This window comes from uncultured Roseibium sp. (assembly GCF_947499295.1).
Taxonomy (GTDB): domain Bacteria; phylum Pseudomonadota; class Alphaproteobacteria; order Rhizobiales; family Stappiaceae; genus Roseibium.
The window spans coordinates 1-12,269 of sequence record NZ_CANMNP010000022.1 but is presented as its reverse complement, the minus strand read 5'-3'; the positions used below and the strand labels follow the sequence as shown (position 1 = coordinate 12,269).

Annotated in this window: 12 protein-coding genes; 5 read left to right on the top strand and 7 right to left on the bottom strand. The window is 52.5% G+C overall.

Annotation, left to right across the window (positions count from 1 at the left end; translation table 11 throughout):
* Nucleotides 1–6 precede the first annotated feature (6 nt).
* From Q0835_RS25905 to Q0835_RS25875, 7 genes are all read right to left on the bottom strand, one after another.
* Complete coding sequence (locus Q0835_RS25905) at nt 7–1,743, bottom strand: caspase family protein (protein WP_298965731.1); 1,737 nt, start codon at nt 1,741–1,743, stop codon at nt 7–9.
* A 72-nt stretch (nt 1,744–1,815) separates the two neighbouring features.
* Nucleotides 1,816–2,340 carry an Hpt domain-containing protein gene (locus Q0835_RS25900; protein WP_298965730.1) on the bottom strand — a complete coding sequence of 175 codons (525 nt, stop codon included), beginning with the start codon at nt 2,338–2,340 and terminating at the stop codon, nt 1,816–1,818.
* A 105-nt stretch (nt 2,341–2,445) separates the two neighbouring features.
* A complete protein-coding gene (locus Q0835_RS25895; protein WP_298818134.1) occupies nt 2,446–3,207 on the bottom strand; it encodes an NAD kinase in 762 nt (253 codons plus the stop codon).
* 163 nt (nt 3,208–3,370) lie between these two features.
* A complete protein-coding gene (locus Q0835_RS25890) occupies nt 3,371–4,189 on the bottom strand; it encodes a trypsin-like serine protease (RefSeq protein WP_298965727.1) in 819 nt (272 codons plus the stop codon).
* 205 nt (nt 4,190–4,394) lie between these two features.
* Nucleotides 4,395–5,177 carry a phosphonoacetaldehyde hydrolase gene (phnX, locus tag Q0835_RS25885; protein ID WP_298965725.1) on the bottom strand — a complete coding sequence of 261 codons (783 nt, stop codon included), beginning with the start codon at nt 5,175–5,177 and terminating at the stop codon, nt 4,395–4,397.
* A 143-nt stretch (nt 5,178–5,320) separates the two neighbouring features.
* The gene (locus Q0835_RS25880; RefSeq protein WP_298965721.1) at nt 5,321–6,733 is read right to left on the bottom strand and encodes an AtzE family amidohydrolase; all 1,413 of its coding nucleotides are present in this window, start codon (nt 6,731–6,733) and stop codon (nt 5,321–5,323) included.
* On the bottom strand, nt 6,730–6,915 hold the full coding sequence (locus tag Q0835_RS25875) for a DUF4089 domain-containing protein (RefSeq protein ID WP_298818142.1): 186 nt from the start codon (nt 6,913–6,915) through the stop codon (nt 6,730–6,732). Before Q0835_RS25875 ends, Q0835_RS25880 begins: the two co-directional genes overlap by 4 nt.
* A gap of 329 nt (nt 6,916–7,244) precedes the next feature.
* Here Q0835_RS25875 and cyoA point away from each other — a divergent pair, with 329 nt between their 5' ends.
* The 5 genes from cyoA (at nt 7,245) to Q0835_RS25850 (ending at nt 12,258) form a co-directional block, all read left to right on the top strand.
* Nucleotides 7,245–8,177 carry a ubiquinol oxidase subunit II gene (gene cyoA, locus Q0835_RS25870; protein WP_298965718.1) on the top strand — a complete coding sequence of 311 codons (933 nt, stop codon included), beginning with the start codon at nt 7,245–7,247 and terminating at the stop codon, nt 8,175–8,177.
* Nucleotides 8,177–10,219 carry a cytochrome o ubiquinol oxidase subunit I gene (gene cyoB / locus Q0835_RS25865; protein WP_298965716.1) on the top strand — a complete coding sequence of 681 codons (2,043 nt, stop codon included), beginning with the start codon at nt 8,177–8,179 and terminating at the stop codon, nt 10,217–10,219. The genes cyoA and cyoB overlap by 1 nt, the downstream gene beginning before the upstream one ends.
* Complete coding sequence (gene cyoC / locus Q0835_RS25860) at nt 10,216–10,824, top strand: cytochrome o ubiquinol oxidase subunit III (RefSeq protein ID WP_298965713.1); 609 nt, start codon at nt 10,216–10,218, stop codon at nt 10,822–10,824. Before cyoB ends, cyoC begins: the two co-directional genes overlap by 4 nt.
* Before the next feature lie 10 nt (nt 10,825–10,834).
* Entirely contained in the window at nt 10,835–11,140 is a 306-nt protein-coding gene (gene cyoD, locus Q0835_RS25855; protein WP_298965710.1) for a cytochrome o ubiquinol oxidase subunit IV, read from the top strand.
* Between the two features lie 452 nt (nt 11,141–11,592).
* Nucleotides 11,593–12,258: a hypothetical protein gene (locus Q0835_RS25850; RefSeq protein WP_298965708.1), complete on the top strand. Its 666-nt coding sequence runs from the start codon at nt 11,593–11,595 to the stop codon at nt 12,256–12,258.
* Nucleotides 12,259–12,269 lie beyond the last annotated feature (11 nt).

Genomic DNA, 12,269 nt, shown 5'->3' with positions numbered 1-12,269 from the left:
TTGTTTCTATTGCCAGAAACACTTTCTTGGAAGATTGGCTTGTGAAGTGCAGTGGGCGCTTCGCCCGCATGGATGCGTGTAGTAGCGGCTGTCACTTCCCGGTCGTCGCCTAGCACGATAGCGAAATGAATCGGCCGTGGGATCGCTGGGGCAGCTGCTTGCTGATTTTGTCGTTTTCTCATTTTTTCTTGTCTCGGGTTTGCTAAAAGCTGGCTCCTTTACAGCAACGCACTTACCATTCTTTAGCTCCTGCGAGCGTCCGCACACCAGTGGGCAAACACGGCCTTTTGACTGAGTTAGTTTTTCCAAAGAGTCGGGACTTGGATCCAAAGAGGAAAACTCGAATCCTGCTTCCTTCGTATAGGTCTTAAGGGCGTTTTTGCTGCGTTTGCCCCAAATTCCGTCTACCTGACCGACAGAGCACCCAAGACGATTCAACTCGATCTGCATGGCTCTTGCCAATTCTTTGGTGTCCGTCTGCTTCTCTGAAAACTCGACTTGTGGCGCTTGGGGTGCATTCAGTGCCGGAAGGCTTGCAACTTGATGTGTGCTTTCAATAGGTGCAGCAGGCGACAACGGTTCTGCGGGACCTGAACCTTGCGACGGAGCACTTAGCGCTTTCTCTTGTAAATGTGCGATGTTCTGTTTCTTAAGCGCGGCGATTTTTAATCTCGCTAAATGCGCATAGACACCCTCGGGGTACTTGCCGAGGTAGCTCTCAAACATCGCTGGTTCGATGGCATTTTGAATAGATTGCCAATAAGCGACTTCTATTGCGTCTCTTTGGTTGTCGTGTGCTCTGATTTCGTCTGCTTTTTGGTCTTTGATTTCTTGAATACGAAGATTTGCGATCTCTGCAAATTGGCCCTCGGGATATCGCTTCAGATAAGACTTGAAATACGCAGCGGATTTGCTGTCTTTGATCGAATTCCAAAAGGTTAGTTCGACTTGTGGATCCACTTTGGGTTCAATTGGAATTTGCGGATCTTGTTGTCTCAAAATGACTTCACCTGTGAGTGAAGAGTTCTCCCATGGTACCTGTTTGCCGTTTGTTGCGGCCAACACATCACGGCGAACTAGAACGAGCTCACGCGTGATATCAAGTCCGGGTGTACCAAGGTGCTTCAACAATGAATTCGTAAAGGGGCTGTTGGCACCGCGACCATCCAGAGCAACGTTTCCAGGCTGGGTTGCGAAGGAAATTAATGTGCCCACGCCAGACCCAATTTTTGCCAGTCCTTTGCCGACTGACCCGGATCGTGTACCCATCGATCGAGCGAGGTTTTCCGCAAGAGGATTGTCGCGGCAAGCATCAAGAAAAACGAGGTTCACACTGGCGCTGCGCTCCATTGCGCTCAGGATCAGGTCGGCTGGCATCGCCTCGAATTCAAGATCTAGATAGGAACCAAGTTGGGCGTCGGTCGGCACAAGATAGTTGGATCCGTTAACCTGCAAACCATGCCCAGCGTAGAAGAACAAAGCTAGGTCGGCTCCCTTAAGATTTTTTACAAAAGAATGAATAGTGGTTCGCATCTCGGTGAGGCTCAGATCGATGCCGGTCGTTACTTCAAAGCCGAGGCTTGTAAGCTTCCTGCTCATGCCATCTGCATCGTTCTTGGGGTTCTGAAGCCGAGGGACGTTCTGATAGTCTGAATTCCCAATGACCAAGGCCACACGCCGCTCGGCGAAAGCAGACCCAAGAAGCAAAACAAAATAAAAAAATATTGTCAGAAAGTGCTTCAAAAGCGCGCCTCCCATAAGCATTAAAGCTTATTGGGCGGGTTTATTTGTGTCAAATTCCGGGCGTTGTGCCAATCAGTCTTCGTTTGTCTTGGTCGGGAACTGTGCGAGATAGGCGTCGGTGACGCTTTGAAGTGTTTCCAGGAGCGCTACGCCGGTTTTGTTGTCATCGTTCTTAGCGCCTTCCATGACCATAGCCCGGATCGCTTCGACATAACGTCCGGCAAGTTCGGTCGGCAAGGAGTCAGGCGAGGGTACGTTCTCAATCAGCTGGCAAAAGCCAGCTGCGACCTGCCCAACGAGCGGAAAACCGAGTGTCAGGGCCTGACCCTTGATGTTATGTGCCGCCTGAAAAAGTGGCTCGATGGTTTCTTCTGAAATCCCGTTGGCCTGAACGTTTTCCCAAGCGCCGTTAAGCGCTACGGTCTCGTTGTCCATCCATCCGCCAAAGTGAGAGGACAGACGGTTCAATGCTGCTTCGGCTGCCTTGACCGGGTCAAACTTTTTGGCCTCGCGGGGAGATAGTTCCCGAACCTTGCTGCGCAGATCCGTCGGTGGCGACACGATCTCGTAATTCTGATCTTTGGCGTCGTTAGCCATTGCAGCGTTCGTCCTTGTCGCGATGCCGGCAAATGATACCCGCAAGTATGGGCATTCATACTTAACAGTCAGTTGCCGTTCTGGCGCGAAACAGAAGAATCCCCGTCAATAGCGGAACATCTCCGTCAGAATTCGTTCATCCCAGCCGTGATCGGAATCGAACATGATCACGCCCACGGCTTCTGTCGATTCACACACTGACACGTGGGTGACGTGGCGGATTTCGGTATGATCCGCCGAGGCGCTGACCGGCCTCTTTTTGGGATCCAGGATTTCGATGTCGACCCGCGCCCGATTTGGCAAAAGTGCACCACGCCAGCGGCGGGGCCGAAAGGCACTGATCGGGGTCAAGGCCAGGAGTTGCGCGGTTATCGGGAGGATCGGCCCGTGCGCGGACAAGTTATAGGCAGTGCTGCCTGCCGGTGTCGCGACCAGAATGCCATCGCAGATCAATTCTTCCAGACGCAACCGGGCATCTACGGAGACCTTCAGGCGTGCTGCTTGAGAAGTTTGCCGCAGCAGTGACACTTCGTTGATCGCCTGGGCTTTGTGGATCGTCCCATCATTCGCTGTCGCGGTCATTTCCAGCGGACGGATGGTTGTCACGTCAGCTTTTGATAGCCGTTCAAGCAGTTGATCTTCGCGGTACTCATTCATCAGAAAACCGACAGAGCCACGGTTCATGCCGTAGATAGGTTTGCCACTGCCCATGTGCTCATGGAGCGTTTGCAGCATAAGGCCGTCACCGCCAAGGGCGACTATGACGTCGGCATCATGAGCCGGTACACCGCCGTAGCGCGCTGACAGATCTTCCTGTGCCTTTTGTGCTTCCTCGGTGTCGCTGGCAACAAAGCCAAGTTTCGCCATAGAAACAGGTCGATGACTGGAAGATTGCGGAATATGTGAGGAATGGTTCATTGGCCCAAATAACTAAGCGTCAAGGCGGCGTAGACCCGCTTTGCGAAATCGTGTCAGACGAAAATCGGACTTTACCTTACCCGGCTTTTTGAGAAGCGGTAGCGAAATTTTCTCAGTTCTGGCTTTCGTTTGAAGACTTTACTGCCGGATCGACTGTGCAGCTTGGATTTTTCAGAAGGTCCTGCCATTCCAGAAAAGGAACAATGACGGACCGTTCCTCGTTGAGTTTTGCAGACATGACACCTGCAACCCTGGGGCCTTTTTCCGTTTCCACAAGGAATGGTCCACCAGATGCCCCACTCTCTGAAGGGCAATTGGTAACCCAGCTGTCTTCCCTTGTTCCAAGAACCTTGCAGTCCTTCACCAGTGTTGGCAGATACCGTCGGCTACGGCGATATCCAGCAGATTGAAAGCGTGTTTCTTTCGATAGAGATTTGGCCTCAGCGATCTCAAGAGGTGCAATCGGGTGAAGGTCGCTCCTTTGCTTCAGCACGATGAGGCCGATGTCAAATCTCACATCGCGCAGCTGTGGTTGCTTCTTGGGCTGGTATCCCTTTGCGGTCAATAGACAGGCGGCCTCCAACCGTGCCGCAAATTCGTCCCGGCGCACACCGGCGATGAAAAGGACGTCTTTCGTTGGAAATGGCTTGAGGGTTCGCTTGTCGTAAAAGCAATGTGCGGCTGTGAGGACAAGGTTGGGTGCAATCAGGGTGCCGGTGCACATGGAGGTGGTTCTGTAACCGGCGACATTGACCCGCCCGATAGAAGGCCAGGGGTCTTCCTTGCTGTCGATGACCTCAAGTCTTCGATCCGTTTGTGCAAAGGAAGCCGGTATGGCAAGACCAGTTGCAATCAACAGAACAAATGCGAGCGGAGTGAACCGAAACGGCTTTTGAAATGCGTTCAATTTCCGCAAGAAAAATCTTGTCATGGTTGATCCTGTTCGAGGGCATCTTGGACAAGACGCCTTAACGGGACTTGAATTCAAACCGCGCGGCCTGTTTTTCAGGAGGCACCGGCAAATGCGCCCTCGCTCAGACCGTTTTGTGCTGCTGAAAAGTGGCCCAACGCGAAAGTGGCCTCGTGCCGTTGATTGAAAATTCGGGAACCTTTCAGCGTGAAAGAGCACCGGGCATTTATTCGCGCTCAAGTGAAACAATCAAGTCCGGCAAGTCCGCAACCGTATCGATTACGTGATCCGCGCCGGCTGACTTCAGTTTTTCAGTTGCAAAGCCTCTTAGAGCCTCAATCTCCGGATCTGACAGCTCGGCAAGCTGATCCGCGGTCTTTCCCGCATAGTTCCCGGACAAAGCAAGCCCGACCGTAACGCATCCTGCCGAAACGCCTTCAGCTATCCCTGGTTCGGTATCGTCCACTTTTATGACCGCACCTGGCGGATAGGCCACAAGATCCACAAAGCATTGATACATGCCGAGTGGACCGGGTCTTCCTTCTGGTAGATCATCAGAGCACACCAGATTGTCCGGTTCATAACCTTGCGCGGCCGCCACAGGAATAACCCGTTCCATAATCGAACGCGTATAGCCGGTGGTTGAGCCTATCTTGAGGCCTTTGTCGCGAAGAGTTTTTACCACGTCGGCCGCGCCGGGGACGAGATCTGCATAATCTGCCACGACTTCTTCGTTCATCGGGACAAAAACCTCATAGACCCTATCGACATCAGCATCAGTTGGCATCTGGCCGAACCTGTTGTTCCACTGTGCGGCGATTTCAGGGTCGTCCATCATTGAGCGAATGTGATCCCACTTGGGTTTGCCCATAGGTTCACGTGCCTGTTCGATTGATGCATTTATCCCGAAGTGTTCAAACGCCTTGATAAAGACGCCCATCGGGGCGAAGGATCCGAAATCGATCATTGTGCCAGCCCAATCGAACACAACGGCTTTGAATTTACTCATGTCTTTTCCTGCGCTGCGCGAGCCGGCAGTGGTTTCGCCGTCAATGGTCGCCAACGACCCTTTTCTGTGTAGTTGCTACTGGTCTTATTAGCTGTCTCATATGTCGCTGCTGCGACGGAGAAGCCTTAGATTTCCCATGCCCTTCACACGCCCAGATTTGCAATCGGAGCTCGGGCCGTGCCGGCTTTTTCAAGATGGTGTGCGACCCTCAAGGCCAGATCTTCCCGCCAGGCGGGCGCTATCAGCTGAACGCCGATGGGCAAGTCTTCGCCATCCAGCCAAATAGGCACAGTGACAGCCGGAAGGCCGATAAAGGAAATCGGCTGGGTAAAGATACCGATGTTAGGGCGTGCCGGGACTGTTTCGCCGTTGAGCGTGAAAGTTTTTGTGCCTGAGGGGAGTGCTTGAAAGGGCGTTGCTGGGGCGATCAGAATGTCGACCTTGTCAAAAAGGCCGTGCATCATGTCGCGGAACCAGCTGCGAAAGCGTTGAGCTTGCTGGACCCAGATCGCTGGCACCATAGTACCAGCAAGAAATCTGTCCCGCGTCTCGGGGTCAAAATCCTGTGGTCGTTCACGGATCCGATTGAGATGTAATGTCGACCCTTCCGCGGCGGTGATTACATACGCCGCCGCCCGTGCCCTCGCTGCCTCGGGAATATCGATTTCGTGGCTTGCCCCCAAGGCTTTTGCGACCAGATCGACTGCGTCAAGCGCAGCAGGCAGGAGATTTTCGCGAAAGTAACCTCCCGCGACTGCCACTCTCAGCTGGTCGACACCTTCGTTCAATCGTTGATGCGTCTCGATTTCAGGGTGGTCCGTTTGTGCAGGGTCAGCCCGATCCAGCCCCTGAAGCACATCAAATATCAAAGCCAGATCTTCCGCAGAGCGGGTGAGGGGCCCGAGGTGATCGAAACTGCCGACAAACGGATAGGTTCCGGCCCGGCTCAACCTTCCATAAGTGGGTTTCAGTCCGAAGAGGCCACAAAAGGAAGCCGGCACCCGAATAGAACCATTCGTGTCTGAACCCATAGCGAATGGAACGATGCCCGATGCTGTTGCCGCTGCGGACCCTGAGGATGAGCCTCCGGTCATGTGAGCCGTATTGTGTGGGTTCAAGCAGTTACCGTCGTGCGCATTTTCACCGGTGAAATCGTAGGCATACTCACCCATATGCGTTGCTCCTACGAGGACGGCGCCGGCGGAGTGAAGTTTGTTGACGAGCGTGGCATCGTTGCTTTCGGGTGCATTTTCTTGCGTGATTTTTGCGCCGGCTCGTGTGGTTATGCCTCTGATGCCGTAAAGATTTTTGACGGCATAGGGCACGCCTGCGAGCGGCAAATGTGCTCCGGATTGAATGGCGTCATCAACGTTTCTGGCCTCGGCTAGCGCGCGTTCCGGTGTGGTCTCCGTGAAAGCATTGATTTTGGGGTTCAGGACCTCAAGGTCCTTTAAGGCGGCATGGGTGACCTCAAGTGCCTTGATATTGCCGGATGATACCCCATCCGCAATCTGGGTCGCCGTCCAGGAACGAAGCGCGTTTTGTTCAGCACTCATGGACGAAACACCGGTGCTGCTTCAATGTCGTCTTCCAGGGGAAACTCAAGAACGGACTGTGCAGCTTTTTCAATTGCAGTAATGTGCATTGCCACGACAGGGCGCCAATCATCCTCAATCGTGAGGCCAAGGGCTTGCTCCATGTGAGCAACGTGGTCTTCGGCTTGAAATGGCTTCGACATGGTGCGTCCTGATCTTGTCAACAATTACAGGGCGCATCATTCAAAGGCAGCCATGTTCTGTCCAGTGAAGAATTGGGTGAACGGGTGAAAGAAAGTGTCCTGTCGATATAAATTTGGGTGTGAAGACAGGCATTGAACCTTTTTCTGCTCAACTTTTTGGGAAAGCTACCCTTTTATTGAGAACTCCGCTCAGCTAGGCTTGCGATTGCGCGGTTCGTTCTTTTGTGTGAGCAGGCGTACTTGGGGCAATTTTGATTGAGTCGGCCGATCGTTTTCTTTAGTAGGCTCAAATCTTTGCATTGATTTCTTCATCCTCTTTAGGAGGAGCAATGATTGAAGTGATTCCCGACTGGGTGCGGAGACGCGACTCGCTTTTTGTGAGCGCACGAATTTCGATCATATCGATCTTTTTATTGCTTCTGCTGAGTGGTTGCTCGCTGTCGGACGCGCCTGTTCTTTCACCCAAAGGACCTGTCGCGCTTGCAGAAAGAGATCTGCTTTTCACGGCCTTTGGGCTGATGATGATTGTCGCAATTCCGGCAATCCTGCTGACGCTCTATTTCGCCTGGCGATACCGTGGGTCGAACGAGAACTCTGCCTACACGCCGAATTGGGAGGGTTCGTGGAAAATCGAAACCGTTGTCTGGCTTGTGCCTGCGGTCATCATTGTTGCATTGGGGACGCTTGTCTGGACCTCAACGCATAAGCTTGATCCGTACAAAGCCCTTGTTTCCGACAAACCCGCCTTCAAGGTGCAGGCGATTGCACTCGATTGGAAGTGGCTGTTTCTCTACCCCGAACTCGGTCTGGCAAGCGTCAATGAACTGGCGTTTCCCGCAGACAGGCCAGTTTCCATTGAGATCACGTCCGACACGGTTATGAATTCGCTGATGATACCGGCCCTGGGCGGACAGATCTACGCGATGGCGGGTATGCGCTCCGAAATCAATCTCATGGCTGATGGGCCTGGCGTCTTCATGGGCCGAAACACAATGTTTTCCGGTGACGGGTTCTCCGATCAGCACTTCAAGGCTCATGCAATGAGCGAGCCGGATTTCCAGGCATGGCAGGGAAAGGCGTCCGATACAGGCACAGCGCTTGATGCGGATGTTTACACAGATCTGCACAAGCAAAGCGTTGCCGATCCGGTGCGTTATTTCAGCTCATACGAATCCGAGCTTTTCAGGAACATCATGAAGAAATATGCACCGGTGAGCACACCCCATCATCATGATGACAGTACAGAAGAGGGAGCTTCTTGATGCTTGGTCGCCTGACCGTTGAGGCTCTTCCGTTTTATTCCTGGGTTGCCATGGGCGGCGCGTTTGTAACCGTTGCGGGCGGCGTTGCGGTCTTCTTGCTGATTACGTATCTGCGTGCCTGGAAAGTTCTTTGGACCGACTGGCTGACAAGCGTCGATCACAAGAAGATCGGTATCATGTATGTCATCCTGGCGCTCGTGATGCTGGTACGCGGCTTTGTCGACGCGCTGATGATGAGGGCCCAGCAGGCAATCGCGCTCAACAGCGAGGGCTATCTGCCGCCAGAGCATTTTGAACAAATCTTCTCTTCCCACGGCACCATCATGATCTTTTTCGTGGCGATGCCCTTTCTGACCGGGTTGATCAATATCATCGTTCCACAACAGATCGGAGCGCGCGACGTAGCTTTTCCGTTCTTGAATTCCGTGAGCTTATGGATGACCGCGACAGGTGCAGCACTTGTGTTGGTCTCGCTGGTGATTGGCAAGTTTTCGCAGGCGGGCTGGACAGGTTATCCGCCTTATTCGGGCATTGAATACAGTCCCGGTGTCGGGGTGGACTACTGGCTGTGGGCGTTGATTGTCAGCGGCGTTGGCAGCACGCTGTCAGGCATCAACTTCATTGTCACGATCGTCAAGAACCGCTGTCCGGGCATGACATTCATGCGCATGCCCATGTTCACATGGACGACACTCTGCATTTCGATCCTGATTGCCTTTGCCTTTCCGGCGCTGACAGTGGTTGCCGCGCAGCTGACGCTGGACCGGACACTGGGCTTCCACTTCTTCACCAATGGCGACGGCGGCAACATGATGATGTATGCCAATCTTCTTTGGATCTGGGGACATCCGGAGGTTTATATTCTCATCCTTCCGGCCTTCGGCATTTTCTCCGAGGTGGTGGCGACTTTTTCCCGCAAACGGTTGTTTGGCTATCCGTCGCTCGTTTATGCAACCGCGTGTATCGCACTTTTGTCTTTTACCGTCTGGCTGCACCATTTCTTCACGATGGGGTCTTCGGCCAATGTCAACGCGGTTTTCGGGATTGCCACGATGATCATTGCGGTGCCGACCGGGGTCAAAATCTTCGATTGGCTTTTCACCATGTTCCGGGGACGGATCGAGTTCCACCCTTCCATGGTATTCACAATCGGCTTCATGGTCACCTTCGTCATAGGTGGTGTCACGGGCGTGCTTCTTGCTTTGCCCCCCGCCGACTACTTGATGCACAATTCGACCTTTCTGGTCGCACATTTTCACAACATGCTCATCCCGGGTGCTCTGTTCGGCTACTTCGCCGGTCTGAACTACTGGTTTCCGAAGGCATTCGGGTTCAAACTGGACCGTAAATGGGGGATCCGGTCATTCTGGTTCTGGCTTATCGGCTTCTATCTCGCCTTCATGCCCCTCTACGTGCTCGGTTTCATGGGCATGAGCCGACGCATGGAGCACTATGCGGACCCGAACTGGCAGCCTTATCTCGTTGTGGCAGCACTTGGTGCAATCTGCGTTCTGATCGGAATAGCCTGCATCGCCATCCAGCTGGTCGTGTCCGCGAGGAACTGGGGGTCTTCGCGGGACATCACCGGTGATCCATGGAACGGCAGAACGCTGGAATGGGCCACCTCTTCTCCGCCCGCACCCTATAACTTTGCGATCATCCCCGACGTAAGCGATATTGACGCTTTTCACGAGATGAAAATCCGCGGTACTGCCTATGCTCCACCTGTTCGGTACCAAGACATTGTCATGCCGAAAAGCACACCACTTGGGCCTATTCTTGGCGCTTTGGCATTCGGGCTGGGGTTTGCCTTTGTCTGGTATATCTGGTGGCTGGTAGCGCTTTGTTTTGTGCTTTCACTGGTGTGTGTCGGCATTCGGGCGTGTGACGACAATTCTGAGTTTGTTCTTCCAGCAGCAGAAGTCGCGAAAATCGAGAGCGCAAGGCTTGCACAGATATCACCGGCGGATCTGCACGATATGCGAGATTTCGTGCCGCTGGGAGAAGCATCGGGTGAAGCGCTTCCGGGGAGGGGGATGTGACCGACATTTCAAGTGGGAATGCTGTCCTTCTGGAAGAGGAAGAAAAGACCTCTTTAGAAGCGCGAGAATTCGGGTTCTGGATCTACTTGATGACAGATGCCGTCATTTTTGCGCTTCTCTTTGCCACATATGCGGTTCTGGCGAATAACTCCGCAGCTGGCCCGACATCCAACGATGTGTTTGAACTTTCTCACACGGCACTTGAAACGGCACTGTTGCTTTTGTCCAGTCTCACCTTCGGGTTCGCGACCATTGCGATGACGCTCGGGCGGTCCGGACGCGTTGTTTTCTGGCTGATTGTCACACTGCTGCTTGGCGTTTGTTTTCTGGCGATGGAATTTGTTGAATTTCAGGGGATGCTCGAAAAAGGGGCGGGTCCCGAGGTTAGTGGTTTCCTGTCCGCCTTTTTCACGCTCGTTGGAACACACGGATTGCATGTCGCCTTCGGAGCACTCGGAATTTGCGTGATGATTGGTCAGGTTCTGATTAAGGGACTGACTTTGCCGGTGCGATCTCGGCTGGTTCGCCTTGGTCTTTTCTGGCACTTCCTCGATATTGTCTGGATCGGGATCTTCTCGGTCGTCTATCTGCCCGGTGTGATGTGAGGAAAGCGACATGACCCCAACGGCTGAACGCAGTTTGACCACTTACCTCGTCGGCTTCGTCCTGGCGGTGGTTTTGACAGCAATACCTTTTGCAGTGGTTTGGGGTGGCCTGCTGACTGGCCCTGCAGTCTATGCAGTAATCGCGGTTGCTGCGGTGCTGCAGGTGATGGTGCATCTGGTTTTCTTCCTTCATCTTAATTTCAAATCGACCCCGGCTGAAAATCTGTTCTTTCTGGCGTTCGCAGCGGTTCTGATCATCATTATGGTTGGCGGCAGCCTTTGGATCATGAACGATCTGCACCATAGGATGATGTGAGAAGCTGAATGGAGAATGCCTCCGGCACTGCTGTGATTTCAGGGCGCGCCGAGTGTGTCGGCCTATGTCTCTTCTTTTTACAGGCAGCAAGTCATCGTGCGCGAATTTATAAGTAATCGTTGGTGTGAATTTGGATATTTTCAATTTCATTAAAATTAAAATCATATTTTATTGAATATTTATTTGTTTTTGCAAGTATTTGTATTTTATGAAATCGACGAAAAAGGCGCGTGAAGTTAATCTTTGATCGTCGTAAATCTCGTATGAAGTAAGCTGAAGATTTGCGCTGTTGAGAGAATTTATGTTATTTTTCAATAGTATATGGATTTTTTTAGCTTGATCGCCGGACTGGTTTCCGACTGTGGCCGGTGTCTTCCGGTCAGAAATGCTTCAGCTTTTCTTTACTTGTCGATTTGCTAGTAAATCTCTGCATTTGCGGAGAGGTGTCACGAGTGTTTTATTCAAATGCGAAGTATTTTTTTGATCGGCAAAGTTCGAATGCCTTGTTGCGAGCATCGATTTTACCGGCATTTGCAACAACAATTTTTCTGAGCGCTTTTCTGCTCTTTTCGGTGCAGCCCTATTTCACAAAACTGGTTGTTCCAAAACTCGGCGGGTCGCCGGGGGTCTGGTCGGTCGCCATGGTCTTTTTTCAAGGCGTCCTGCTATTGGCCTACACCTACGCGCATCTGCTGGTGAGGTATTTCTCGTTTCAAAAAGCAATTTTGGTGCACGGAAGTGTGCTTGTATTCGCATTTGTATTTCTGCCTCTGGGGCTATCGCAAAATTGGATTTCGCCACCCAACGAACATCAGGAACTTTGGATATTGGGATTGTTCGCGTCGTCCATAGGCGTGCCGTTTTTTGCGGTCTCTGCAAATGCCCCAATGCTTCAAGCCTGGTTTGCGCGGTCCGGTCATTCACATGCCGATGATCCCTATTTCCTTTACGGAGCCAGCAACATCGGCAGTTTCCTGTCCCTGTTCCTCTACATATTGGCAATTGAACCGGTGTTTTCGCTGAACACCCAGTCGATGCTATGGACCTCGGGGTATTTAGTATCCACGCCTTGGAGGAAACCCCTCGTCTTCAGACGAGCCCGCTTTAGCGTGAAGTGAATAAGAATGAC

Coding starts and splice junctions, on each gene's coding strand:
- Q0835_RS25900 (WP_298965730.1), bottom strand. CDS start 2,340: ATGGCTAACGACGCCAAAGATCAGAATTACGAGATCGTGTCGCCACCG.
- Q0835_RS25895 (WP_298818134.1), bottom strand. CDS start 3,207: ATGGCGAAACTTGGCTTTGTTGCCAGCGACACCGAGGAAGCACAAAAG.
- Q0835_RS25890 (WP_298965727.1), bottom strand. CDS start 4,189: ATGACAAGATTTTTCTTGCGGAAATTGAACGCATTTCAAAAGCCGTTT.
- phnX (WP_298965725.1), bottom strand. CDS start 5,177: ATGAGTAAATTCAAAGCCGTTGTGTTCGATTGGGCTGGCACAATGATC.
- Q0835_RS25880 (WP_298965721.1), bottom strand. CDS start 6,733: ATGAGTGCTGAACAAAACGCGCTTCGTTCCTGGACGGCGACCCAGATT.
- Q0835_RS25875 (WP_298818142.1), bottom strand. CDS start 6,915: ATGTCGAAGCCATTTCAAGCCGAAGACCACGTTGCTCACATGGAGCAA.
- cyoA (WP_298965718.1), top strand. CDS start 7,245: ATGATTGAAGTGATTCCCGACTGGGTGCGGAGACGCGACTCGCTTTTT.
- cyoB (WP_298965716.1), top strand. CDS start 8,177: ATGCTTGGTCGCCTGACCGTTGAGGCTCTTCCGTTTTATTCCTGGGTT.
- cyoD (WP_298965710.1), top strand. CDS start 10,835: ATGACCCCAACGGCTGAACGCAGTTTGACCACTTACCTCGTCGGCTTC.